This window comes from Pseudomonas sp. NFIX49 (assembly GCF_900115915.1).
GTDB lineage: Bacteria > Pseudomonadota > Gammaproteobacteria > Pseudomonadales > Pseudomonadaceae > Aquipseudomonas > Aquipseudomonas pharyngis.
Genome location: NZ_FOYE01000007.1, coordinates 325,539 through 349,411, shown reverse-complemented (window position 1 = coordinate 349,411; position 23,873 = coordinate 325,539). Strand labels below are relative to the sequence as shown.

Annotated in this window: 19 protein-coding genes and 1 pseudogene; 4 read left to right on the top strand and 16 right to left on the bottom strand. The window is 61.9% G+C overall.

The genetic code is table 11. From position 1 onward, the window contains the following. Positions 1-7: 7 nt before the first annotated feature. The 5 genes from BMZ46_RS21745 to BMZ46_RS21725 form a co-directional block, all read right to left on the bottom strand. Positions 8-1,270 carry an NAD(P)/FAD-dependent oxidoreductase gene (locus BMZ46_RS21745; protein ID WP_074690751.1) on the bottom strand — a complete coding sequence of 421 codons (1,263 nt, stop codon included), beginning with the start codon at positions 1,268-1,270 and terminating at the stop codon, positions 8-10. Further along, positions 1,260-2,852 carry an aldehyde dehydrogenase (NADP(+)) gene (locus BMZ46_RS21740; protein WP_074690752.1) on the bottom strand — a complete coding sequence of 531 codons (1,593 nt, stop codon included), beginning with the start codon at positions 2,850-2,852 and terminating at the stop codon, positions 1,260-1,262. Before BMZ46_RS21740 ends, BMZ46_RS21745 begins: the two co-directional genes overlap by 11 nt. 80 nt (positions 2,853-2,932) lie before the next feature. After that, complete coding sequence (locus tag BMZ46_RS21735; RefSeq protein ID WP_039771114.1) at positions 2,933-3,880, bottom strand: dihydrodipicolinate synthase family protein; 948 nt, start codon at positions 3,878-3,880, stop codon at positions 2,933-2,935. A 54-nt stretch (positions 3,881-3,934) separates the two neighbouring features. Further along, a complete protein-coding gene (locus BMZ46_RS21730) occupies positions 3,935-4,861 on the bottom strand; it encodes a 4-hydroxyproline epimerase (protein ID WP_074690753.1) in 927 nt (308 codons plus the stop codon). Between the two features lie 22 nt (positions 4,862-4,883). Then, entirely contained in the window at positions 4,884-6,515 is a 1,632-nt protein-coding gene (locus BMZ46_RS21725; protein ID WP_074690754.1) for an APC family permease, read from the bottom strand. A 223-nt stretch (positions 6,516-6,738) separates the two neighbouring features. On the opposite strand from BMZ46_RS21725, the gene BMZ46_RS21720 reads away from it, so the two are divergent. Both BMZ46_RS21720 and BMZ46_RS29610 read left to right on the top strand, forming a co-directional pair. Beyond that, entirely contained in the window at positions 6,739-7,509 is a 771-nt protein-coding gene (locus BMZ46_RS21720) for an AraC family transcriptional regulator (RefSeq protein WP_074690755.1), read from the top strand. 64 nt (positions 7,510-7,573) lie between these two features. Next, positions 7,574-7,848: pseudogene (locus BMZ46_RS29610) on the top strand (hypothetical protein). A 56-nt stretch (positions 7,849-7,904) separates the two neighbouring features. Here the strand turns inward: BMZ46_RS29610 and BMZ46_RS21710 are convergent. After that, positions 7,905-8,333 (bottom strand): hypothetical protein, encoded by a 429-nt coding sequence (locus tag BMZ46_RS21710; protein WP_074690756.1) that lies wholly within the window; start codon positions 8,331-8,333, stop codon positions 7,905-7,907. Positions 8,334-8,476: 143 nt separating this feature from the next. Between BMZ46_RS21710 and BMZ46_RS21705 the strand changes: the two genes are divergently transcribed. Next, positions 8,477-10,603 (top strand): TonB-dependent receptor family protein, encoded by a 2,127-nt coding sequence (locus tag BMZ46_RS21705; RefSeq protein ID WP_074690757.1) that lies wholly within the window; start codon positions 8,477-8,479, stop codon positions 10,601-10,603. A gap of 42 nt (positions 10,604-10,645) precedes the next feature. Then, positions 10,646-11,173: a hypothetical protein gene (locus tag BMZ46_RS21700; RefSeq protein WP_039771126.1), complete on the top strand. Its 528-nt coding sequence runs from the start codon at positions 10,646-10,648 to the stop codon at positions 11,171-11,173. Positions 11,174-11,213: 40 nt separating this feature from the next. On the opposite strand, the gene BMZ46_RS21695 is transcribed toward BMZ46_RS21700, so the two are convergent. The 10 genes from BMZ46_RS21695 to BMZ46_RS21650 form a co-directional block, all read right to left on the bottom strand. Then, positions 11,214-11,969 (bottom strand): ABC transporter ATP-binding protein, encoded by a 756-nt coding sequence (locus BMZ46_RS21695; RefSeq protein WP_074690758.1) that lies wholly within the window; start codon positions 11,967-11,969, stop codon positions 11,214-11,216. Next, positions 11,963-13,024 carry a FecCD family ABC transporter permease gene (locus tag BMZ46_RS21690; protein WP_074690759.1) on the bottom strand — a complete coding sequence of 354 codons (1,062 nt, stop codon included), beginning with the start codon at positions 13,022-13,024 and terminating at the stop codon, positions 11,963-11,965. The genes BMZ46_RS21695 and BMZ46_RS21690 overlap by 7 nt, the downstream gene beginning before the upstream one ends. Next, complete coding sequence (locus BMZ46_RS21685; protein WP_074690760.1) at positions 13,021-14,208, bottom strand: ABC transporter substrate-binding protein; 1,188 nt, start codon at positions 14,206-14,208, stop codon at positions 13,021-13,023. The genes BMZ46_RS21690 and BMZ46_RS21685 overlap by 4 nt, the downstream gene beginning before the upstream one ends. Positions 14,209-14,272: 64 nt before the next feature. Then, positions 14,273-16,687: a TonB-dependent receptor gene (locus BMZ46_RS21680; RefSeq protein ID WP_074690761.1), complete on the bottom strand. Its 2,415-nt coding sequence runs from the start codon at positions 16,685-16,687 to the stop codon at positions 14,273-14,275. A gap of 93 nt (positions 16,688-16,780) precedes the next feature. After that, the gene (locus BMZ46_RS21675) at positions 16,781-17,758 is read right to left on the bottom strand and encodes a FecR domain-containing protein (RefSeq protein ID WP_039771136.1); all 978 of its coding nucleotides are present in this window, start codon (positions 17,756-17,758) and stop codon (positions 16,781-16,783) included. Further along, on the bottom strand, positions 17,759-18,274 hold the full coding sequence (locus BMZ46_RS21670; RefSeq protein ID WP_039771138.1) for a sigma-70 family RNA polymerase sigma factor: 516 nt from the start codon (positions 18,272-18,274) through the stop codon (positions 17,759-17,761). A gap of 84 nt (positions 18,275-18,358) precedes the next feature. Then, positions 18,359-19,543 carry an aminotransferase class V-fold PLP-dependent enzyme gene (locus BMZ46_RS21665; protein ID WP_081353137.1) on the bottom strand — a complete coding sequence of 395 codons (1,185 nt, stop codon included), beginning with the start codon at positions 19,541-19,543 and terminating at the stop codon, positions 18,359-18,361. A gap of 14 nt (positions 19,544-19,557) precedes the next feature. Further along, on the bottom strand, positions 19,558-20,802 hold the full coding sequence (locus BMZ46_RS21660; protein ID WP_074690762.1) for an MFS transporter: 1,245 nt from the start codon (positions 20,800-20,802) through the stop codon (positions 19,558-19,560). A gap of 13 nt (positions 20,803-20,815) precedes the next feature. Continuing rightward, complete coding sequence (locus BMZ46_RS21655) at positions 20,816-22,669, bottom strand: IucA/IucC family protein (protein WP_074690763.1); 1,854 nt, start codon at positions 22,667-22,669, stop codon at positions 20,816-20,818. Positions 22,670-22,714: 45 nt separating this feature from the next. After that, positions 22,715-23,863: an NAD/NADP-dependent octopine/nopaline dehydrogenase family protein gene (locus BMZ46_RS21650; RefSeq protein WP_074690764.1), complete on the bottom strand. Its 1,149-nt coding sequence runs from the start codon at positions 23,861-23,863 to the stop codon at positions 22,715-22,717. Positions 23,864-23,873 lie beyond the last annotated feature (10 nt).

Below are 23,873 nucleotides of genomic sequence, written 5' to 3'. Positions count from 1 at the left end.
CGGCCACTCAAAAGCGATCCAGCCGATAGGGCTCGCGCACCGGCAGAATACGAGCCGTGTCCTGCGCCGATGGTGAAACCATCTCTTCAACCATCTCCGCCGTCACCGCCGCCTGCGTCAGCCCCAGATGCTGATGCCCGAACGCAAGCAACACCTTCCCGTCACACACCCGATCGATCACCGGCAGCGAATCCGGCAGCGACGGCCGAAACCCCATCCACGGTGTGGCCGCCTCGACACTCAATTCATCACGAAACAACCCCTTGCTCAACCGATGCAACTGCCACGCTCGGGCCATGGTCGGTGGGGCTTCGAGGCCGGCGAATTCGACGGTACCGGCCAGGCGCAGCCCTTCGGACATCGGGGTCATGATGAATTTGCGTTCCAGCGAGGTGACGGGGAAGGGCAGCCGGTTGTGTTCGTGAGGCAGCATCAGGTGGTAGCCGCGCTCGGTGTCCAGCGGGACTTTTTTGCCGGTCAGTGCAGCGGTGAGTTTTGCCGAGTGGGCGCCGCAGGCGATCAGTACCTGGCGAGCGGACAGGGTGCCGGTTCCGGTCATCAGGCTGACGCCATGCTCATGCAGTTGCCCGCCCTGAACCGCCTGCTTCACAAACTGCACGCCGCTGGCTTTCGCCGCTTCCACCAACTCACGCACGACGCGGTAGGGATCGATGAAATGCCCGGTGTTCGGGAAAAACAGTCCGCCCTGAATCCGTTCGCTGAGTTGCGGCGCGGTCTCGCGTACCGCTCTGGCCTGCCACCAATCGACTGGCACTTGTTGCTGTTGCATGCGTCGCTGCAGTGCTTCGAGTGCCGGGTGTGAGTCGGGTCGTTCGAACACCAGCAGCGAACCTTCCATCTTCAACAGCTCGGGGAGCTGGATGTCATTGAGCAAGCGGTGCCAGGCGTCGAGCGAGCTTTCATTGAGTGCCCGCAATCCGGCAACGGTGCGCTGGAACGGCGCCGAGCGCAGGTTCAGCAACAGCCGCGCAAACCAGGGCAGGGCGCGGGGCAGGTATTTCCAGTCCAGGCGCAGCGGCCCCATCGGGTCCATGAGCATGGCCGGCAGACGTTTGAGGATCGAGCTGTCGGCAATCGGAAACACCTGCTCGGTCGCCAGATGCCCGGCGTTGCCGAACGAGGCGCCGTGGCCCGGTTCCTGCGGATCGATCACCACCACCCGCAAACCCTGACGGGCCAGGCGCATGGCGCTCGCGACGCCGATGATACCGGCGCCGACCACGGCGATGTCGTGCGGGTTATTCGGCATTTTTCGCGGTTTCCCTTTGGCCATCGAGCAAGCGACGCAGCGACAGTGGATTGGCGTGTTTGAGCGCGATGGGCAACAGGCTGTCGGGAAAATCCTGATAGCAGACCGGGCGCAGAAAACGCAGGATCGCCGCCGTGCCCACTGAGGTGGTGCGCGAATCGGAGGTCGCCGGGAACGGCCCGCCATGCACCATCGCATCGCAGACTTCAACGCCGGTCGGCCAGCCGTTGACCAGCAGGCGTCCGGCCTTGCGCTCCAGGGTCGGCAGCAAGGCGCGGGCCTGTTGCAGATCCTCGTCATCCAAGTGCAGCGTGGCGGTCAACTGGCCTTCCAGCTGTTCGAGCACCTGACGGATTTCAGCGTCGCTGGCGCATTGCACGATCAAGGACGCGGCGCCGAAGGCTTCGGCCTGCAACGAATGATCGGCGAGGAAGTCGGCGGCGTCGGTGATGAACACATGAGCCTGGCCCTGATTCGGTTCCGTCGCGCGCTGGCCGACAGCGGCAATACGCGCCCGGGCATTTTCCGCGAGGGCATTCACGCTGGACTCATAGGCATTGAAAATCCCCGGCGTCAGCATGGTCTGCGCGGGGCTGCGCTGGATCAGTTCGGTGGTGGCGCCAATGAAGGCGTCCAACACCGGCCCCTTGCGGGCGATCACCAAGCCGGGATTGGTGCAGAACTGACCGGCGCCCAACGTCAGCGAAGCCACAAACCCTTGGGCCAACGCCTCGGCGCGATTCTGCAGCGCTGCCGGAAACAGCAACACCGGGTTGATCGAACTCATTTCCGCGTACACCGGAATCGGCTCGGGCCGGGCTTGGGCCGCTTTGATCAGCGCGAGCCCGCCACTGCGCGAACCGGTGAAGCCGACCGCCTTGATCCGTGGATCGCTGACCAGCGCAATGCCGACTTCACGGCCGGAGCCGTACAACAACGAGAACACACCTTCCGGCAAGCCGCAGGCCTTGACCGCCCGCGCAACGGCACGGCCAACCAGTTCGCTGGTGCCGGGATGGGCGCCGTGAGCCTTGACGATCACCGGGCAGCCAGCGGCCAGTGCCGAAGCGGTATCGCCGCCCGCCACCGAGAACGCCAGTGGAAAGTTGCTCGCACCAAACACGGCCACCGGGCCCAGTGGGATCTGGCGCTGACGCAGATCCGAACGCGGCATTGGCTGGCGCTGCGGTTGCGCGCTGTCGACTCGCACATCCAGCCATTCACCGGCCCGTACGGTGCGGGCAAACAAGCGCAGTTGCTGGCAGGTACGGCCCCGTTCACCCAGCAGGCGCGGGCGCGGCAGGCCGGTTTCCGCCAGGGCGCGGTCGATCAGTTCGTCGCCCAGCGCTTCGATTTCGCTCGCAATGGTGTCAATGAATTCGGCCCGTGCCTCGAGCGATGTCTCGCGGTAATGGTCGAGCGCCGCCCAGGCCAGTGCGCAGGCCTGCTCGACATGTTCGGCAGAGCCGCCGGCGTAGGCCGGTTGCAAAGGCGAGTTTGTAGCGGGGTTGATTCCGTGGATGACGTCGCGGTCGCCGGTGAGGGTTTGCTGACCGATCAGCAGTTGGCCCGTCAGAGTCATGGCGCATTCCTTATCAATAAAACAGGTCACGAATAAGGCCCGCCGCCGTGGGTGGCGGCGGGCTGGAGCGCAGCGGCAGGTCAGGCGAAGTTCTGTTCCGCCGACCAGTTTTCGTACCAGTGACGGAACAGCGCGTACTGGGCTTCTGCGTAACGACGCTGTGAGTCGCTAAGGGCATCGGTTTCGTTGAAATGCAGGGTGTATTCCTTGTCGCCGTTGAGCACCATCAGGTGTTTGTAATACAGCACCAGATCCGTGCCTTCGTCGAAGGACGACAGCACCGCCAGCGCCGATTCCAGCTCCCGGGCCTGACGTCGGGCCTTGGCGTCACCCTTGGCGGCCTGCTTGCTCAGGGCCACCAGTTGCAGCACTTCGCGGGGCAGGGCGTTGCCGATGCCGGTGATGGCGCCGGTGGCGTTGCAGTTGACGAAACCGTGCACGACCTGGGTGTCGACACCGACCATCAAGGTCACGTCATCGTCCTTGGAGGTGATGTTTTCAGCGGCGTAGCGCAGATCGGCGCCACCGCCGAATTCCTTGAAACCGATCAGGTTCGGGTATTCACGGCGCAGCTCGAAGAACAGATCGGCGCGGGTGGCGAAGCCGTAGTAAGGGCTGTTGTAGATCACCGCCGGCAGGTTCGGCGCGGCTTGCAGAATCGCCGCGAAGTGGGCTTTTTGCGCCGCCGCCGAAGCGCCACGGGACAGCACCCGAGGAATCACCATCAAGCCCCGCGCGCCGACTTTGGCTGCGTGGGCAGCGTGGGACACCGCTTCACGGGTGTTGACCGCGCCGGTGCCGACGATGGTCGGAATCCCGGCCGCCACCAGCCGCGCCACGCCTTCCTGACGCTCGGCTTCGGTGAGCAGCGGCCAGTCGCCCATGGAGCCGCAATACACGACCGCGCTCATGCCGATGTCGATCAGTTCGCGACCCTTGGCCACCAGCGCATCGAAGTCCGGTTTGCGCGCGGCGGTGCACGGGGTCATCAGGGCGGGCATGCAGCCGGTGAAGATGTTGTCGCTCATTATTGTTCTCCTTGGAACGGTCATTCAGAGGGGTTTGAAGTGCAGCGCAGCGGCTCAGATGCCCCACGCGAACGGATCGGTTTCGTCGATCAGCAGCGTGCTGTCGGCGGTCATGTGGGCGCGGCCGGTGATGTAGGGGCGGATGCGATCGCCTTCCCATTCAAAGCGGCCTTCGAACTGGCTGCCGGTGATGCTCGCCTGCACCCAGCGCTCGCCCGGCGCGAGTTTTTCGTCGGCGGCCAGGCAAGCGAGTTTGGCGCTGGTGCCGGTGCCGCAAGGGGAGCGGTCGTAGGCTTTGCCGGGGCACATCACGAAGTTGCGGCTGTCGGCCTCGGCGTCATCGGCGAACAGTTCGATGTGGTCGATGAGCGCGCCGTCCTCGCCATGGATCCCTTGGTCCTCGAGGGCCTTGAGCATTTTCCAGGTGAGGTCGGTCAGGGTTTCGACGTAGTCCATCGTCAGGGTCTGGCCGTGTTCGGAGACCAGGAAAAACCAGTTGCCGCCGTAGGCGACGTCACCGAGGAAGCGGCCGTACCCCGGCACTTCCACCGCCACCTGTTTGCGTGAGCGATAGGCGGGCACGTTGCCGAGCGTCACGGCACCGTCTTCATGCAACGTTGCGCTGACCGGGCCGACCGGTGTGTCGATCTTGTGCACCCCCGGTGCGATCAGCCCCAGGTGCTGCAGCGATGCGACCAGGCCGATGGTGCCGTGGCCGCACATGCCGAGGTAACCGGCGTTGTTGAAGAAAATCACCCCGCAGGTGGCGTCCGGCGAAACCGGCTCGCAATACAGCGCGCCCACCAGCACATCGTTGCCACGCGGTTCCAGCAGGCAGGCGCGGCGCCATTGGTCATGCTGGTTGCAGAGGGCATCGCGCTTCTCGGCCATGGTGCGGCCCGGCAGGTCGGGAAAACCTTTCATCACCAGACGCGTGGGTTCGCCGCCGGTGTGGGAATCAATGACGTGTATTCGTTTCATGGACAGGTCCCGTTGAGTGATTTCAGTAAGCGCCGGCAGCGCGAGGATTGGCGGCGGAGGCGGGGGGCGGCGAAGCGACTTCGCTTTCATCCTCTTCCGATTCCAGACGCAGCAGGTGTGCCGGTACGCCGGTGGCGGCGCCCCAGTAATAGATGCCCATCGCACAGGCTGCGACGACCAGGGTGTCGAACGGATGGGTGAGGATGCCCAGACCACCAAAGGTGCCGAGTTTCGACAGGACGATGGTCACCGCGTAGAAGGCGATCAGCCACGCCGACGAGCGCACTTGCCGGGACAGACTGAGGTGGGCGGTCGGCACGAAGCGGCCGCAGAGCAGGTAGACGACGAACATCAGGATTTGCAGGCCGAGCAGCCAGGACACGGTGTTCCAGCCCGACCAGTAAACGATCAGCGCAGCGATGATGAACGACACCGGCCCCAGCACGCCCATGCACTTGACCCGGAACGGGCGCGGCATGTCGGGCGCATTGCGACGCAGCGCCGCGACGGTCACCGGGGCGACGGCATAGCTCAGCACCAGCGCGGCGGACACCACGTTGATCAGCGCTTCCCACGATGGGAACGGCAGAGTCCAGAACACCGACAGGGCGAAGGTCAGCCACAACGCCGGACGCGGGATGCCGGACTTCGCGTCGATGTGAGTGAAGACCTTGAAGAAGGTGCCGGTCTGCGCCCAGCCGTAGATCACCCGAGGGGTGGCGTTCATGTAGATGTTGCCGCAGCCGCTGGGGGAGATCACCGCGTCCGCCACCACCAGATACGCCAGCCAGCCCACGCCCAGTGCCAGGGCGATGTCGCGGTACGGCAGGGCGAATTCCTTGGATACCCCGGCCCAGCCATTGGCGAGCAGTTCGGTCGGGATGCCGCCGAGGAAGGCCGTTTGCAGCAATACGTAGATCGCGGTGGAAAGCAGCACCGACAGGATCAGCGCAATCGGGATGGTGCGTTGCGGGTTCTTCACTTCGCTGGCCACCGAAATGATTGGGGTCAGGCCCAGATAGGCGAAGATCACACCGCCGGCGGAGACGGCCATCTCGATACCCGAGAGTCCGAATGGGGCGAAGCCCTGAACCTGAAAGTTTTCCGGTTTGAAGAAGGTGAACAGCACGCCGATCACCAGCAGCGGTACGATGAACTTGAACACGCTGACCAGATTGTTGGCCTTGGCGAAGGTCTTCACGCTGCGGTAGTTGAGCAGGAAGAACACGCACAGCAGGCCGAACTGCACCAGCCAGCCGAGCAGGGTCGGGTCACCGCTGCCGGCCTTGGTCAGGCTCGGAAACCAGGCTGCCGCGTATTGGCGCGAAGCGACCACCTCGATCGCCACCAGACTGGAAAACGCGATCAGCGTAATAAAACCCATCAGGTAACCGAGCAGCGGCCCGTGGCTGTAAACCGGGTAGCGCACCACACCGCCAGCGCGTGGTAATGCCGCGCCCAGTTCGCAGTAAACGATGCCCAGCAGCAACACGGCGAACCCGCCCAGCAACCAGGAAAAAATCCCCGCCGGCCCGGCAATCGCCGACACGTGACTGGCCGCGAACAACCAGCCGGAACCGAAGATCGCCCCCAGCCCGATAAAGGTGAGGTCGATCAATGAAAGTTGTTTTTTGAACTTGCCTTGGCCTGACATGGCATCGCCTTCTTGTGAGTTATTGGATAGGCAGGTGTGAGTCACTGGAACGGCTAAACAGTGAACTCATCGGGCGTCGGGCGATTGATGTTTTGCGCAGCTGCGGATGACGAATTCGGCACAGTTGTGAAGAAAGCCAGCGGCGCTCGACACGCCGCAAACGTTGCTGCAATCTGCACGCGAACGCCTCAGCCCGATCCACTCACCGGGGAAAACCGTCACCATGCAGAACGCATTTGCGATCCTGAGCCAGGGCGATGCGCACAATCGTCCCTACACCCTCGAGGCGCTGCTGGCGGGGGTGGCGCCGCTGTTGCCGATGCTGGACGTGATTCCGAACGCGGCGATTTTCATCAAGGATGTGCAGGCGCGGTACGTCCTGGCCAATCGCACGCTGGTGCAGCGCTGCGGCCTGAAAGACCTGAAACCGCTGCTCGGCAAAACCAGTGCGCAGGTGTTTCCGGCGCAACTGGGGCCGGGTTATACCGAGCAGGATCGGCGGGTGCTGGAAGAGGGATTGGTGCTGGAGGATCAGCTGGAGTTGCATCTGTACGGCAGTCGCGAACCGGGCTGGTGCCTGACGCACAAGCGTCCGCTGTACAACCGCGACGGCGAGATCATCGGCCTCGCGGGGATTTCGGTGGATCTGCAATCGGCCAGCGAAACCCACCCGGCGTTCCAGCGACTGGCGGCGGTCGACGAACACATCCGCGCGCATTTCAATCGGCGTGTCACGTTGGGCGAACTGACCCGGATCGCCGGTATTTCGGTGGCACAGCTGGAGCGCTACTGCAAACGGGTCTTCCATCTGACACCCCGGCAGATGATCCAGAAAGTGCGGCTGGAACATGCCCATCGCCTGTTGCACACCGAGCTGCCGATCACCGAGGTGGCGCTGCAATGCGGCTACACCGATCACAGTGCTTTCACTCGCCAGTTCAAGGCATCGACCGGGTTCACCCCGCGTCAGTACCGGCAGGCGACAGAGCAATGAGCGGCTTGCGAGTCATTGCGGCTAGACTGAACAGGTCAGCCCCACTTGCTGCAGGTGAAACGAGATGAGCGAATTCTGGGTACGCCGATGCTCGTATGGCCTGTGCGCGATCCTGCTGACGCTGACGGCGTCCTGTTCGAGCAAGGCTCATTACGCGAGCACCGGTGATCGCTGCTATGCCAAAGCGGTGCCGACGTCAGGGGAGGGTGGTCTCGCGTGGGGAGCGACTTCCTGGGTATCGCGCAAAAAAAATCCATGAATAACTGCGTGCGCTATGCCGGACGTTCGGGCGGAACGCCCGATACCTGTCAGGTGGTGTTGGCCAAGTGCAAGAATTGACGGGGGACCCAGTCGCCACCTCAAAGGCCGGTGGCGCTGTTGTCTTCAGACCAGCACTACCGCGCGCGTTTCAACGACTGCGAAAGGGCCAGTCTGGCGATCAGTGAGGCAACGTCCTTGGCACCGTAGCAGCGGAATTTGACACTGTAGGCGTCTGTGTCGAGACGGACGATCTTTGTCACGAAACCGCCTTCGACGGTGACCTTGCGGATCGCCGGCATTGGTATCTCGACATCCAGTGTCCCGTCCTGAACCATGCGGTTCATGGCATTGGCATTCAAGTAAACGGCGTTTTCGGTGACGGTGACTCTGCCGCCCACCCACAATCCGCCATAGTGATTTCTGAATCCCTCGAGCATCCCGGCCAGTATGCCGACATTGCCGCTCCCCACGACCTCGTAGAATTCGCCCACATCGTCGTAGTTCAGTTCAGCATCGGTCACCAGAAAGTTGACCATCTTCGACTTCAGAACTTCTTCGGCCATCCCTGCATCTCCTTGTTCAAATCACAGCCCGGCATTTCAGCCGCCTGTTTACCTGACAAAAAACCAAATCGCCATGTGTTTCCTTCGTTCTTTCATACGTCGCAGTTGTCACTGCCCGTTCCCGCCTGTCTGGAGTTCACCCGATGCCTTCGCTCAAAACCCTGCCCGCTGCCTTGCTGGGGCTGGCCCTTGTCTGTCCGGTCAAGGCGCAATCCCAGGGGCTGGAACTGGGGCAAGTGCTGATCGGGGCCGAGGATCAGAGCGGTGAAGATGCGTCGGTGGAAGAGGCGAAGGCTCGTCTCGCCCAGGTGCCGGGTGGCAGCAACGTGGTCGATATGCGCCAGCCGTTGCAGGGCCGGGTCGCGAGCAATCAGGATGTGTTGGCGTATCAACCGGGTGTCTATGCCCAGTCGGCGGGCAACGAAGGGACGAAAATCTCGATCCGTGGCTCGGGCATCAACCGCGCTCCCGGCGCTCACGCCTCGGGGCTGTACACGATGCTCGACGGTCTGCCGCTGACCGGCCCCGGCGGCACGCCTTATGAACTGCTGGAGCCGCTGTGGCTGGATCATGTGGAAGTGCTGCGCGGCGCCAACGGTTTTGATCGCGGTGCGCTGGCCCTCGGTGGCGCCGTCGATTACGTCAGCCACACGGGCTATAACGCGCCACTGCTGAATGTGCGCTATGTCATGGGCAGCCACGGTTATTTTCAGCGGCAAGTCAGCTCGGGCCAGGTGCTGGGTGACTTCGATTACTACCTGTCGATGACCGACGCGCATTCCGACGGTTATCAGGATCACACCGCCAGCAAGAGCCAGGGCGTGATCGCCAACTTCGGTTATCGCTTCAATCCGAATCTGGAAACCCGCTTCTACATTCGTCACCGCGAGACCGACAACGACCTCGCCGGCCGGGTGACCAAACACTCCATCGAGCACGATCCGCGCGCAGCCAACCCGGCGTACGTGACGCGTAACGACAGCCGCGACCAACCCGGCAGCACCTTCATCGGCAACAAGACCACGTACTACATCGACGACGATTCGAGCATCCAGACCGGTCTGGTTTATCACGATTACCCGATGGACCTGCGCGAAGGCCCCAATCGCCTGAAAGTGGCGTACACCGATGTCAGCGGCACGTTTGACTACAAGCGCCGCGACACGCTCTGGGGGATGGAGAGCAACAGCACCGTGGGCCTGCGAGTGACCAAACACCTGCCCAACGACGGGGCCAGCGAGCTGGTGCGGATTCCTACCGGCAACACCGCCGGCTATGCGCCGGGCACTCACATGCGCAACTTTACGTATCAGGGTTCGGATTCTGTCCTGCACGTGGGCAACGACCTGGAAATCGCCGATGACCTGTGGCTGACCACCGGCCTCGCCGCGATCTACACCCGTCGCGAAAGCGCCGTGACCTACCCGGAAGGTGGCGGCAAGACCAGCCTCGGTGACTGGGATCACGCGCCACGTCTGGGCCTGCGCTATCAGGTGACGCCGGACCTGCAACTGTTCGGCAACCTGAGCCGCTCGGTCGAAGCGCCGCATCCGTGGTCGCTGATCTACAGCTCCAACGTACGCTTCCCGACCGGCAGCGGCGCCGCCACCGGCGCCCAGCGCGATCCGGTCAAGCTGCAAAACCAGACCGCGACCACCCTGGAACTCGGCGGCCGTGGCGACAGCGCGTTCGGCGAGTGGAGTCTGGCGTGGTACTACGCTCAGGTGCGCCACGAATTGCTTTCGGTGTTGCCGGACGCCAACGCCACCACGCCTTACGAACTCAACGCCAGCCCGACCGTGCACCAAGGCGTGGAAGCCAGCCTGCTCAGCAACCTGTGGTCAGCGAACGATGGCGGCAAGTTGAGCCTGCGTCAGGCCTACACCTTCAGCGATTTCCACTACCGCGACGACGACCGCTTCGGTGATAACCGCTTGCCGGGCCTGCCGATGCATTACTACCAGGGCGAACTGCGCTACGACTTCCCGCAGGGTTTCTTCGCGGCGGTCAACACGCAACTGGTCTCGAAAACCGCAGTGGATTACGCCAACAGCTATTACGCCGATCCTTACGCCACCTTCGGTGCGACCCTCGGTTACAACGCACCGAAAGGCGACTGGCAGACCTGGCTGGACATGCGCAACCTGACCGACAAGCACTACGCCGCTACAGTTACGCCGGGCTATGACGATAAAGGTCTGGACGCCGCACGCTCCACGCCGGGTGAGGGCATGGCGATGTATGTCGGGGTGTCGTGGAGTTTGCTCTGAGGGGCAGGCAGTTCCCTATTCAAACGTCTCAAGGACTGGTTGATGGTCGGTAAATACAAGTTTGGTTGGTGTGCACTGTTGGCCGGGTCGTTTGCGCTCAGTGGTTGCACGTCACTGTTCATGGGCAAACAGTACGAGTTTCCCCGCCCGGATGAGCCTTCTGCGACCGTTCGCCTTAAATATGATCGTGGCACAACGCTGGACGCGATGACGTTCAACGAAAAAAGTTGTTATGCCGGCTTTACGCCGCTTTCCTATAACGGCGACTTCATCGAGTCCAAAGTCGCCGTCGGTAAAGAACTGGTGCTGACTTACCGCGATGTAGTGGGCGGTACTCAGTGCCAGATACCTTTTTCCTTCACGCCTCAGGAAGGCGCTGTCTACACCATAAAGACCGGTTTCTGGAGCGAGACCAAGCCCGGCATCATTCCGGTGTTCAAGTACGACCAGTATCACTGCGGGATCGGTGTAGTGAAAAAGGTCGGCGATCAGGAAAGTGTCCAGCCCATCCAACAATTGCGTATCAAGACCGGTTTCGCCTGCCTGAAATTTCTACCCGTCACGAAATAGCTCTCGGCATCCCTGCGTTTGCGGTTTGACGGTGCAACCCTCAAACAATGTCATCGATCAGAATATGGTGCTGCCCGCGACTGCATTGCTCGATCCGCGCCTCGACCTTGTAGACCGCGCGCAGCATCGGCTCGGTGATGACTTCATGGCTGGGCCCGCTGCCATGGGCCGTGCCACCCGCGATGACCAGCACCTGATCGGCAAAGCGCAGCGCCTGATTCAGGTCGTGGATGGCGATGAAGACGATCACTTCGCGACGGCGCGCGAGGGCGTTCATGAAGTTCAACACCTGAACCTGTCGGTGCATGTCGAGTGCGCTGGTGGGTTCGTCCATCAGCAGGATTTCCGGTTCGCGCACCAGCGTCTGGGCGATTGACACCAATTGCTGTTGGCCGCCGCTCAGTTCACCGAGGTTGCGAAACGACAGTTCGGTGATCCCTAGCGCTTCGAGAATCTCGTCCACCAGTTTCAGTTCATCATCGTGAACCGCCCAGTTGGGCGTCAGTTGCTTGCGCGCCAGCAGCACCGATTCGTACACCGTGAGCCGGGCGCTGGCGTTCAGGCCCTGGGGCATGTAGCTGATGCCTTGAGTGCCTTTTTTCGAGCCTTCCAGAATCACTTCGCCCGGCCCGTCGATCAGCCCGGCCATGCGCTTGAACAGTGTCGATTTGCCTGCCGCGTTGGGGCCGACGACGGCCACGACCTGGCCGCCGGTAAACGTTGCGGTACTGACGCCGGAAATGATCTCGCGCTGCCCGTAGCGGGCGCCGAGGTTGTCGAGCCGGATCTTCACCATGAGTTTTTCTTACCGTTGAGAATCAGAGAAATGAAGAACGGCACGCCGATCAGTGACGTGACCACACCGATGGGGAATATCGCTCCCGGGATCAGGGTCTTGCTGACCACCGAACTGGCGGACAGGATCAGCGCACCGGTCAGCAACGAGGCCGGCAGGAAAAACCGCTGATCCTCGCCGATCAGCATCCGCGCGATGTGCGGCCCAACCAGCCCGATGAAGCCGATCGTGCCAACGAACGCCACCGGAAACGACGCGAGCAGACTGACCATGATCAGCGTCTGAAAGCGCAGGCTGCGCACGTTGATGCCGAAACTCGCAGCCTTGTCGTCGCCCAGGCGCAGGGCCGTCATCGCCCACGCACGTTTGGCGAAGATCGGCAGGGTGATGAGGATCACCACGCAGATCATCCCAAGTTTCGGCCACGTGGCCTTGGTCAGGCTGCCCATGGTCCAGAACACCACGGCTGCCACGGCTTGTTCGGTGGCGAAAAACTGCACCAGCGCCAATAACGCATTGAAGGTAAACACCAGCGCGATGCCGAGCAGCACGATGGTTTCGGCGGTCACGCCACGACGCATGCTCATGAAGTGAATCAACAGCGCCGAGAGCATCGCCATGATGAACGCGTTGAGCGGCACCATGTATTGCGCCGCCAGCGGAAACAGCGCCACGCCGAAGGCCAGCCCCAGCGCTGCGCCGAAACCGGCCGCCGCCGAAATACCGAGGGTGAACGGGCTGGCGAGCGGGTTGTTGAGGATGGTCTGCATCTGCGCCCCGGCGAGCGAAAGCGCCGCGCCGACAGCGACCGCCATCAACGCCACCGGCAGGCGGATGTCCCACATGACCACCCGCACTTGTGCCGATGCGGTTTCCGGCGAGATCAAAGCACCGAGCACTTCGCTGAGGCTGTAACGGGCCGGGCCCAGTGCCAGATCGAGCAACACGCTGAAGATCAGCAGCACGGCCAGCCCTAGCAGAATCAGCCGTTTACGCAGCACCAGCCGCCGGTAGGTGACGCTCTGCACAATCGGTGCTTCGCCCAGCGAACTCATGGCTTGTCCTCGGTTTTTTGCAGGCTGACGAAATAGCCCGGTTCATACGGCACCGGCAGGAAGCGCTCGTGCATTTCGCGAAATTCCGCATCGGGATCAAGATCGGCGAACAGTTCCGGGTGGAACCATTTGGCCAATTGCTGAATGGCCACGAATTGGTAAGGGCTGTTGTAAAACTGGTGCCAGATCGCATGAAACGCCTGAGTGTTCTGCGCCTTGATGCCGGCGTAGGCCGGGCGCTGGGTGTACCAGGCCAGTTTGCGCCGGGCTTCGGTCAGGTCTGCGCCCGGGCCGACGCCGACCCAATGGCCCCGCGGCGCAAAGGCTTCCCAGTCGGCGCTGGTAACCACCACATGGTCGGGATTGGCGACGATCACTTGCTCAGGGTTAAGTTGCCCGAAGGTGCTCGGAATGATCCGACGGGCGATGTTATTGCCACCGGCCATGTCGACGAACAGACCAAAGTTCTCGTTGCCGAAACTCAGGCAGCAATCATCGGTATAGCCACCGATGCGCTCGATGAACACGTTGGGACGGGCAGGATGGTATTTCTCGATCACGTCGGTGACTCGGTGGATCTGCTGGTTACGAAAATCGATGAAGGCTTCGGCGCGCTCTTCCTTGCCGAACAACTTGCCGAACAGACGCATGGTCGGCTCGGTGTTCTGCATGGGGTTGTTGCGAAAGTCGACGTACACCACCGGGATGCCCAGGGCATCGAGTTTCTCGATGTAGCGGGCATCCTCGGTTGCGTGCTGCGCTTCGATGTTGAGGATGATCACGTCAGGCTTCTGCGAGATCGCCTGCTCGATGTCGAAGGTGCCGCTCTCGAAACCGCCGAAGGTCGGGATTTTCGCGATGTCGGGGAATTTGCGCAGGTAGGCGTTATAGGTGTCCGGGTCGGACTGGATCAAATCCTTGCGCCAGCCGACGATGCGTTCGATAGGGTTCTGCGTATCCAGCGCGGCCACCAGATACAGCTGGCGACCTTCACCCAGAATGACCCGGCGCACCGGCAGGTGAACCTTGACCGTGCGGCCCTGCAAGTCAGTCACGGTGCCCAGTGCCGGATCCGCTTCGCCAGCCTGTACGCGGCTTGGCATCAAGGAAGAAATCGACAAACCCAGCAGCCCGGCGATCAGCAGGGCGGCGAAGGTCTGGCGGCGGCGAAAAACATTAACCATGGTGTATGCCTTTGCAAAAGCCGGATCGGACCACGACGCCAGGCGCCGCTCCGGACCGGACGTTTCAGAAATCGACAGTGGCCGAGAGCAACAAGGTCCGAGGCGCGCCCTGGGAGAACGCGCCGTAGGAGGCGACGCCCGACCAGTATTCACGGTCAAACACGTTCTGCACGGTGGCCCGCAAAGTGGTCGGCCGTTCGGCGATGCGGGTGGCGTAGCGCGCGCCGACATCGAAGCGGGTCCAGGCGTCCAGTTGTTGGGTGTTGGCCTGATTGACGTACTGGGTGCCGGTGTAGATCGCGCCGCTGGTCAATGTCAGGCCTTCGACTTGCGGCACGTCCCATTCGGCCCAGAGGTTGGCTTGCACTTCGGGAACCCCGACCGGTTTGTTGCCACGGTTGGCAGCGACACCGGTTCGGGTCAGTTCGCCGTCGAGCAGCGTCACGCCCCCGATCAGGCGTGTGCCTGTTGCAATCTCGCCCGCCATGTTCAGTTCGACGCCACGGTTGCGCTGTTCCCCATTGACCGAGAACACCCCGGATGCCAGTTCACCGCTGGGCTTTTCAAGCTGGAACAGGGCGATGGTGGACATGAAACGGCCGTAGTCGAGCTTGACCCCGACTTCCTGCTGGCGCGACACATAAGGGGAAAAGATCTCGCCCGCGTTGGCAGCGGCAGACGGCGCGATGTCACCCTTGCCCAGGCCTTCGACGTAGTTGTAGTAGAACGAGACGTGGTCCCAGGGCTTGGCGACGATCCCGAACAGCGGCGTGGATTTGCTTTTGTCGTAGGACGTGGTGATTGAGCCTGCCGTGTTGTAGTTATCCGACTTGATGTTCTGCTGGCGCACGCCGAGCGTGACCTGGAGGTGTTCATCGAGCACCGACAGGGTGTCGGCGAGGGCCACGCCCGACAGCTCGCTTTCGGAAACCTTCGGGGTATCCGGCTTGGCGATCGCGGGTTTCGGGCGATCGAGCGGGTGATAGATGTTCGACAGGATCGCCGGGCCGGAAATAATCCCCCGGGACAAGTTATCGCGATAGCGGGTGACTTGCAGCGCCGTGCTATGGCTGATCGGCCCGGTGTCGAACCGCAGCCGCGCACCGGCATCGACGGTGTAGCGCTGGACTTCGAATTTGTAATAGCCGGGGATCGACGAGGTGTCGCCCGCTTCATTGATGATGGTCGGCGTCTGGTCGGACATGCGCGCGACATCCGATCGGCCACCACCCGCGTGGGCGAACACGGTCAGGTTGTCGTTGAGGTCGTATTCGCCGCCGAGCAACGCTGATTTGTCGCGGGTTTCCGACCAGCCCCATTCCTGGCTGACGCTGGTGCGGCCGTTGGCTGCGGACGGAATCTCCACGCCGGAGGCAATCAGGAAGGGGCGGGATGCGGCGTCGAAACTCTCTTTCTGATTGATCAGGTCCAGGGTGGTGCGCAGGCGTTCGCCCTGGTAGTCGAGGGACATCGCGCCGATACCGACCTCTCGGGATTGCTTGTCGATAGCCGTATCGCCTTGCTGGACGCTGCCATTGATCCGCACGCCGAAGCGGCGTTCTTCACCGAAGCGTCGGCTGACATCGAGGTGGCCGCCGAGCTGGGTATTCAAGGCGTAACTGGTGGTGAAACGAGTCAGGTCTTCGTCCAGTGAACGCTTGGGTACCACGTTGATCACGCCGCCGACACCGCTGTTGGGCGACATGCCGTAGAGCAGGGCGCCGGGGCCTTTGACCAGTTCGATCCGTTCGGCGTACTCGGTGAACACCCGGTAGTTGGAGGCCACGCCGTACACGCCGTCGAACGCCAGTTCACCGAGGTTGCCTTCGCCGACCGGAAAACCACGGATGAAGAACGAGTCGACAATCCCGCCTGTCTGCCCTGTGGAACGCACCGATGAGTCGCGCTCCAGCAAGTCGCCGACGGTGACAGCCTGCTGGTCCTTGATCAGTGTCGAGGTGTAGCTGCTGACACTGAACGGAGCGTCCATCGCATCGCGGTTGCCCAGAATGCCAAGGCGTCCGCCGCGGGCGACCTGACCGCCCGCAAGCACCGGCGGCAAGCTGTCGGTGCGCGTGTCGATGCCTTCGACCGTGGTGTCCGACAACGTGACCCGGCGCACTACCAGCGTCCAGGTCCCGTCGCTGCGAGCGACCATCTCCAGGCCACTGCCTTCGAGCAGTCGAGACACCGCTTCCTGCACCGAGTAGCTGCCGGACAATCCAGGGCTGACGAGGCCTTCGGTGATCGACGGCTGAAACGACAAGGCGATACCGGCGTCCACGGCAAAGCTCGAGAGGGTCACGCCAAGCGGGCCGGGCCCGATGTTGTAGGCTCGCACAGTGACCGCGTCCAGCTGCACCGGCCTGGCTGCCTCGGCGAGCGCGCTGCTGGCCAGGCCCAGCACAACGCTGAGCAACACGCCGCGCATAACGGGCTTTAGCAGACGATCCGCAAGCAAGGGTCGTGCAACGAGCATGAAGGGATGACCCTATGGACGAGGTGGAATGGTTGTTCCTTTCATAGCCAGCCGAGATCAAAAAAAGTATCACCCGTGCGGTGATTTTTTTGCTCAGGCGGGTGAGAGCGTCACCCAGTAACCACTCAAGTGCCCGGAGACGCGCACGGGATAGGTCTGCGCCAGCATGTTCAGCGAGCGTTGGGTATCACTGATGGGAAAGGCCCCGGAAATGCGCAGGTCGGCAATGGCTGGATCGCACCGCACAATGCCTCGGCGATAGCGCGCCAGTTCGACAGCAAAATCCGCCAGCCGCATCTTGTCCGCCATCAGCATGCCCTCGGTCCAGGCGCCAACGTTGCGGTCGGTCGGGTTCAGCGAGCCAAAGGCCTGTGATGAAAAGTCGGTACGTTGCCCGGCGTTGACGATGATCGGCGCGCTCTGTGGGCTGTCGGCCAGCTCGACTTGCACAGCGCCTTCGAGCACTGCGAGTTGGGTGCGCGGCTGCCATTCACGAACGGTGAAGCGCGTGCCCAGCGCCTGCATCCGGCCCTGACGGGTGCTGACCAGAAAAGGTCGAGGCTGCGCGGCGTTGTCCGGCGCAGTCTGCACCAGGATTTCGCCTTCGCGTAAATGGATCAGCCGCTGCCGGGTGTCGAACAGAACGTCGATGGCCGTGTCGGTGTTCAGGGTGATTTGCGAGCCGTCGGCCAGGGTCAGTTCGCGACGCTGCCCGACGGCGGTGTGGTAATCGGCGGACCATTGCTGCGACTGCGCCAGTTTCCAGCTGCCCCAACCGGCGGGTATCGCCGCCAGCAGCAAGGCCAGTTTGCCCAGCGCTGCGCGGCGTTCCGGGTTACTCGGGCGATCCAGCGCCGACATCGCCAGCGACGGCGGCAGGCCGCCGAACTTGCTTTGCAGCAACTGCGCGCGGGCCCACGCCCGGTTGCGCTCGGGGCTGCTGACTTTCCAGTACTCCCACTCCGCACGCTCGGTTTCGCTGAGGTCGTTTTCGCTCAGACGCATCAGCCACTCGGCGGCTTCTTCGAGTATTTTCGGATCGAGCGGCGGTTCACTGCGGCGCGTAAGCATTCATTCCACCAGCATCAGGCACTGCACGAAAGCCTGTTTCATGTAGCGCTTGACGGTGATCAGCGAGACGTCCAGCTGCTCGGCGATGTCGGCGTATTTCAAGCCGCCGATCTGCGACAGCAGGAACGCGCGTTTGACCAGTGGCGGCAGGGTGTCGAGCATCGCGTCGATTTCGTGCAGGGTTTCCAGCACCACGAAGCGCAACTCGGGGGAGGGCACTTCCGGTGCGGGCAAATGCGCGAGGGCATCAAGGTAGGCGCGTTCCAGAGCCTTGCGCTGATACCAGTTGATGAGGATGCCCTTCGCCACGCAACTCAGGTAGGCCCGGGGTTGCTCGATGGTCGTGACTTGGGAGGCGAGGATCCGGGTGAAGGTATCCTGCGCCAGATCCGCCGCATCCATGGCGTTACCCAGTTTTTTCTTCAGCGTGGCGTACAGCCAGCCGTGATGGCCGCTGTACAGCGCTTCGATCACGCGCAGATGGTTGTCGTTGTTCGCGGGAAGGGTTTCGCTCATGGCTGCAGTGTTTTGCAATTGAGAAGTATTCCCAATGCTAGTTTACAAAGAGCCTGCGACGCAAGCTCGAATCAGCATCCGTTTTCAGGCGCGGGGCATTCTCAACAACGTGTTTACCATGGCATCGATTTCATCCTCGGTGTTGTAAGCGTGCAGCGATGCGCGGCTGACTTCCAGCAGGTCCCGTTGCTGCATGTCGAGCATCGTCGAGCGGAAGGTCGAGGTGGTGACGTTGATGCGTTTTTCCTGCGCCGCGAGCCATGCCTGGACTTGTGCTGCGCTGGCGTCCTTACAGGTGAAGGTGACGATGCCTGACTTGACCGCGCCCCGATCCTGCGACGTAACACCCGGCACATCAGCCAGACGATTGCGCAGATGCGCTGACAATCGTTGAATGCGCTGCCACATCGGTTCGATGCCTTGCGCCAGGGCGTAACGGGCCGCCGCCCCCATGCCCAGTTTCGCGGCAACGTTGCATTCCCAGTTTTCAAATCGTCGGGCATCGCCTCGGATCTTGAAGGTATCCGGGGTCAGCAGTGAGGCCGCGTGCAGGTCGAGAAACGTCGGTTCGAGGTTTTCGCACAAGGTTTTTTCGACGTAGAGAAACCCCATGCCCCGAGGGCCACGAAGGTATTTGCGGCTGGTGGCCGCCAGCATATGACAGCCGATTTTCTGCACATCGATCGGCATCTGCCCGACGCCCTGGCAGGCATCCAGCAGAAACAGAACCCCGGCCGAGCGGGCGAGGGCGCCGATCTGTTCGATAGGCTGCACCGGGCCGCCGTTGGTGGCGATCACCGGCAGCGACACCAGGGCAACCCGGTCATCGCCGAGCATGTCCCGCAGCGCCGGCACTGACACCTGACCCTGTTCGTCGTTGGGAATCACCCTGATCTCGATGCCGCGCTGCTGCTTGAGTTGCAGGTAGGGAATGTAGTTGCCGGCGTATTCGGTGGTCGATGTCAGCACCACATCGCCAGGCCGCAGCGGCAATGAATAGAAGGCCATGTCCCAGGCGCGGGTCGCGTTTTCAATCACCGCGATTTCTTCGGGACGCGCGTTGATCAGTTGGCCGATGGCGTCGTAAACGTCTTCCACTTCCCGGGCCTGTTGCCCGGCGGCTTCGTAACCGCCGATCCGGGTTTCAAGTTGCAAGTGACGGGTTACCGCTTCGATGACTGGATTGGGCATCAGCGCCGCGCCCGCATTGTTGAAGTGAATCAGTTGCTCGACACCAGGGGTGTCGGCGCGCAGTTGTTCAATGTTCAACGAAAACTCCTTGGTCAGTCGCCCGGCGGCATCTGGCTCGGTTGCATGACCATCGGCCGGTAGCGCAAGGCAACGATGGGCATCAGCGCGAGCATGTAGGCGAGGCAGACAAACAGGTAGGTGTACTGCAAACCATAGACCTGGCTGAGCAGACCACCGGCCGAGATCCCGGCAATGGACGCGAATTGCGCAGTGCTTTGGGCAATGCCCAGCACGTAGCCCTGGCGCGAACTGTCGGCGGTTTTGGAAATCAGGGCCATCAGCACCGGCGTGGTGGCCCCCAGCAATACGCCCCAGATGAAATAGGCACCGACGAACACGATCGGGTTGCGCGTGTAGCCGGCAAGGGCCGTCAGCGCAATACAGCCGAGGACGACATAAGTGATGCGTTGCAGGGTGTCCTGCTGGGTACGGTGCTCGAAGTAACGCGACCACGCGGTTGCCGACAGAATGAAACCCAATGCCAGCAAGCCATAGCACAGCCCGACCACCGAGTTGCTGACCTCGAACACCGAGCTGACGTACAGCGAGAACGACGTCTGCGGCAGCATCCGCGCCAGCAGCAGGATGCCCATGACACCCAGCAGCGACAGCAGGGGCGTGCCTTGCCAGACGCTGGTGTTATGGCTGGCAGGAGCCGCTTTATCAGCGACCGGCGCTTTCTTCACTGGCGGTACATCCGGCAACGTCACGGCTGCGACCACGGTGCAGATGGCGCATAGCACAGCGGCGATCATGTTGATCCAGAAGAATGTCGCGTAATCGAGGATCAGTCCGCCGACCACTGCGCCGAGCAACGAGCCGACGTTGGTGGAGATCTGCAGGATCGCGAACAGCCGTGCCCGCCGCGAAGGTGCTTCAATGCTCACGCCGTACGCCTGGGCCGGGGCGATGTAGCCGGCGAAGGCGCCTTGCAGGAAGCGCAGGATCAGGATCACCCAGATGTCACTGCACAGGGCCAGCCCAAGCTGGGTCAATGACAGGCCGGCGAGGGCGCGGATCATCATCAACTTGTGGCCGTAGCGGTCGCCGATACGGCCCCAGAATGCACTGGTCAGAATAATGCCCAGCATCGGCCCGACGTACACGGCGATGCTGGCGAAGCTGAAAAGCGAGTCTGAGGAGGTCAGCCCGCGCAGGTGGACAGGCCAGAACGGCCCGCTCATTTCCATCGCGCCCATCGAAATGAGCTGGATCGCGAACAGAAGATAAATCAGGACTCTTACGCGCGAACCCGCGATGGCACCTGCTTGGGTCATGAGTCAGCCTCGGTTATTGAACGACATTGAGCGGGTTGGTCAGCGTGTGCTGAATCCGGTAGTTGGAATACTGCATCATGTGCATGCGCAGCAACGAACGGGTCGGCCATGGATCATTGAGGAAGGCCTTGCGTTCGACTTCCCATAGGTCCGGCGCGACACGCTCGCGCACCGCTGCGAACGCCTGCTCGGTTTCTTCACGCAGAATGCCCCACATCCGGTTGTTGTCCAGCGCGTACTCCTTTGTCAGCCACAGGGCCATTTCATGCAGGTGCGTGAGGAAGGCTGCGTCGAGCACGAACATGCGCACCGGCTCGATATCGCCCTCGAACACCGTTGGCAGAATGCCCGGCTGCACATGCGGTTGCAGGGTGTAGCCGCGTCCTTCCAGCAATGGCGCGTAGGTCCTGCCATCGCCGAAATCGCGGATCAGCAGACTACGTGCTTTGCCATCCGGGGAAAACAGCACCATCGTGTTCTGCTGGTGCGCTTCGAGCCCGATCCCGTACATCAGGTAGATCGCCACTACCGGATGAGTGACCACTTTGGCGTACTGACGGAACCAGTCTTCCACCTGAGCGGCATTGGCCCGAACGCCGTCGCGCTCGATCAGCTCGGTGAACAGTGGTCGACCGTTGCCCGGCAAGCGAGTGAACAGAGAAGCCACGGTGATCGGCAGACAATCGTCGTTACGCTCGAACGCTTGCTGGCTGGCACGGAACACCACCGACAGATGCCGGCCGGGATGGTCGTCCTGAGTGATCGCGTGCTTGTAACGCAAGCCGATCTCCTCCGGGAAGATTTCCAGGCGTTGCTCGAAACCGTTTTCGACCTCGAGGATCTTCGTGATGACGGTGCTGATGCGTGGCCCCATGTGAATCGACTTGGCTTGCAGGCTGCGCAGCTCGCTGGTCATCCACACGGCAATCGGCAACTTGATCAGCGGCGCGCTCTCCTTGAGCACCGGCATCATCGTGCGGTAGGACATGGTCGGCAGGGTCTGGATGTCCGGACCGTCGGTGATGAGAATGCCTTCTGCAATTTCCGCCGCAAAGTTTTTCAGCACGTAAGCCTGCAAATGCCATGAGTGAATCGGTAGCGGCAACCACTGGGATTCGTCCAGGCCCTTGTCGTTGAGCGACGCCTTCCATTGCGCCCATTGCGTTGGGAAGTTACTGGCGAACCAGCTGTGGTAATCGCTGACGTGAGGCATGCTTTCGCTTTTCGCCATGTCGGCCCGCAGCGCGGCAATGCGCAGCGGCACCTGGGCGTTGAACTCCGGTGACAGTTGCTCGACTTCCTCATCGCTGAGGCCCGGTCGCGCTTTCCAGGTCGGATAGTAGGGGTGACCTTCCAGCGAGCCCCACTGGTCGAGAAGGATCGCGGCGTCCTTGGTGCTTGCGTGCTGGCGCAGGTAATCGGTCAGGCTGTCGAGGCCCTGTTCCCGGGCGGCGGCGGCCAGTCGAGCGTTCCATTGCTGGCGATGCTGACGCGCGTGGGCGTCGTTCATCAGGCTGTTTTCCATGTCCGACTTGAGCCCGGCGATGCCTTCATCAGTGGGTTCGAAATCGAAGCTGTCGCGCAGCACATCCAGCAGGTCATGATGGGTGTAGATCACCTGGCGTACGCCTTCATCGGTCATCAGGATCACGTCGCCGTCATTGACTACGGTATCGGCCGGGCCCTTGGCGATGTTGGAAAAGAACACATGGGCACGACCGTCTTTCAGCGCGTACGTGGCCTCATTACCGGCCTCAGAGAAGCGCAAGCCCGCGCGATCCAGAATGTTTTCGGCAAACAGGCAACGGATCATCCGTCGCAGGGCGTTCTTGCGGGAGTAGGCGATGAGTGTCTTGAAGTCATCCATATCAGCTATCTGCTCGTCGAGAAGTTAATGAAAAGTTGAACCCGCTCACGCGGTGCGCGGCCATTGGCTGGGGAAGTAGTCGAGCGCCGAGTCGCGCAGGCCCTGCATGTAGGAAACGCTCCATTGCAGGACTTCTTCGATGTAGGGGACTTTCAGTTCGAAGCGCCGGGCCATTTCCACCAGCAGCACGAGGCCGTAGGCAACGTCTTCGTTGAAGGCGCGGCTTTCGCGCTCGATCACGTAGCCGGCGCGGTTGTCGTCGGCCGGAATCATTGGCGCGAGGATGTCGTTGTAGGCCTGGTTGGTGCGCAGGATCGACAGCATGCTGCTCTGATCGCGGATCTGCTCGCCATAGGCCTCGATGATTTCCTGCTTGAGGGATTTGACCGACGACAGGTCGATGCCCATGCGTTGGCTGATCACCGTGCACAGTTCCTGACTTTCCTGATCCATTCGCTCGAGGAAATAGGCGCCCAACTCGGGGCATTCGGTCCACCAGCACATTCGTTGCGGGAAGATCTTGCGATGCCATTGGCCGTAAGGACCGATCAAACCGTAGATCACCGAGCTGTGCATGATCGGGTTGCCTGGTGTCAGGGTGATTTCCAGGTAGTGGTCGAGCATCGTCACGCAGGGGCCATAAAGCGTGGTGAGGATTTTTTCCAGGTGCTGCCGTGATTGCGCTGATTCGCGGTCGTGCAGCGCGACATACAACTGGCTCTTGCCGCCGCCCATCTTGACCGACACCCCAGGCTTCAGATCGAACGCGGTGTGCGGCACATCCTTCATTCCCCAGATCACCACATTGGAGCGTTCGCCCAGCGAAGCTTCCGCCAGCCAGTCAAAACCGCAGAAACCCGGGATCGCGCCGACATAAACCGGTTTGCTCGAACTCAAATGCGGCGCGATGGCTTGCAAGGCTTGCGGCCGTGCGTGAGCCGGCACCGTGATGATCACGATGTCGGCGTCGGCAACCACGACGCCGGCGTCGGTGCTGACCCGGTCCGGTCGCGCGCTCAGCGTCGAGCCGTCCGGCATCAGCGCCTGCATCGGCTGGTTGGCGAGGTGCCGGTCGACCACCTCTTGATTATTGGTGAGTATCGAAACCTGAACATTGGGCAACTGTTTAAACAGGATGGCATTCAGATGCCCGGTCCTGCCTGCGCCGCAGATGGCGACTTTCAGCGGTTTCATACAGAGACTT

Bases quoted from the DNA above. Each gene is read 5' to 3' on its own strand.
- BMZ46_RS21745 (WP_074690751.1), bottom strand. From the start codon at position 1,270: ATGCCGAATAACCCGCACGACATCGCCGTGGTCGGCGCCGGTATCATC.
- BMZ46_RS21740 (WP_074690752.1), bottom strand. From the start codon at position 2,852: ATGACTCTGACGGGCCAACTGCTGATCGGTCAGCAAACCCTCACCGGC.
- BMZ46_RS21735 (WP_039771114.1), bottom strand. From the start codon at position 3,880: ATGAGCGACAACATCTTCACCGGCTGCATGCCCGCCCTGATGACCCCG.
- BMZ46_RS21730 (WP_074690753.1), bottom strand. From the start codon at position 4,861: ATGAAACGAATACACGTCATTGATTCCCACACCGGCGGCGAACCCACG.
- BMZ46_RS21725 (WP_074690754.1), bottom strand. From the start codon at position 6,515: ATGTCAGGCCAAGGCAAGTTCAAAAAACAACTTTCATTGATCGACCTC.
- BMZ46_RS21720 (WP_074690755.1), top strand. From the start codon at position 6,739: ATGCAGAACGCATTTGCGATCCTGAGCCAGGGCGATGCGCACAATCGT.
- BMZ46_RS21710 (WP_074690756.1), bottom strand. From the start codon at position 8,333: ATGGCCGAAGAAGTTCTGAAGTCGAAGATGGTCAACTTTCTGGTGACC.
- BMZ46_RS21705 (WP_074690757.1), top strand. From the start codon at position 8,477: ATGCCTTCGCTCAAAACCCTGCCCGCTGCCTTGCTGGGGCTGGCCCTT.
- BMZ46_RS21700 (WP_039771126.1), top strand. From the start codon at position 10,646: ATGGTCGGTAAATACAAGTTTGGTTGGTGTGCACTGTTGGCCGGGTCG.
- BMZ46_RS21695 (WP_074690758.1), bottom strand. From the start codon at position 11,969: ATGGTGAAGATCCGGCTCGACAACCTCGGCGCCCGCTACGGGCAGCGC.
- BMZ46_RS21690 (WP_074690759.1), bottom strand. From the start codon at position 13,024: ATGAGTTCGCTGGGCGAAGCACCGATTGTGCAGAGCGTCACCTACCGG.
- BMZ46_RS21685 (WP_074690760.1), bottom strand. From the start codon at position 14,208: ATGGTTAATGTTTTTCGCCGCCGCCAGACCTTCGCCGCCCTGCTGATC.
- BMZ46_RS21680 (WP_074690761.1), bottom strand. From the start codon at position 16,687: ATGCTCGTTGCACGACCCTTGCTTGCGGATCGTCTGCTAAAGCCCGTT.
- BMZ46_RS21675 (WP_039771136.1), bottom strand. From the start codon at position 17,758: ATGCTTACGCGCCGCAGTGAACCGCCGCTCGATCCGAAAATACTCGAA.
- BMZ46_RS21670 (WP_039771138.1), bottom strand. From the start codon at position 18,274: ATGAGCGAAACCCTTCCCGCGAACAACGACAACCATCTGCGCGTGATC.
- BMZ46_RS21660 (WP_074690762.1), bottom strand. From the start codon at position 20,802: ATGACCCAAGCAGGTGCCATCGCGGGTTCGCGCGTAAGAGTCCTGATT.
- BMZ46_RS21655 (WP_074690763.1), bottom strand. From the start codon at position 22,669: ATGGATGACTTCAAGACACTCATCGCCTACTCCCGCAAGAACGCCCTG.
- BMZ46_RS21650 (WP_074690764.1), bottom strand. From the start codon at position 23,863: ATGAAACCGCTGAAAGTCGCCATCTGCGGCGCAGGCAGGACCGGGCAT.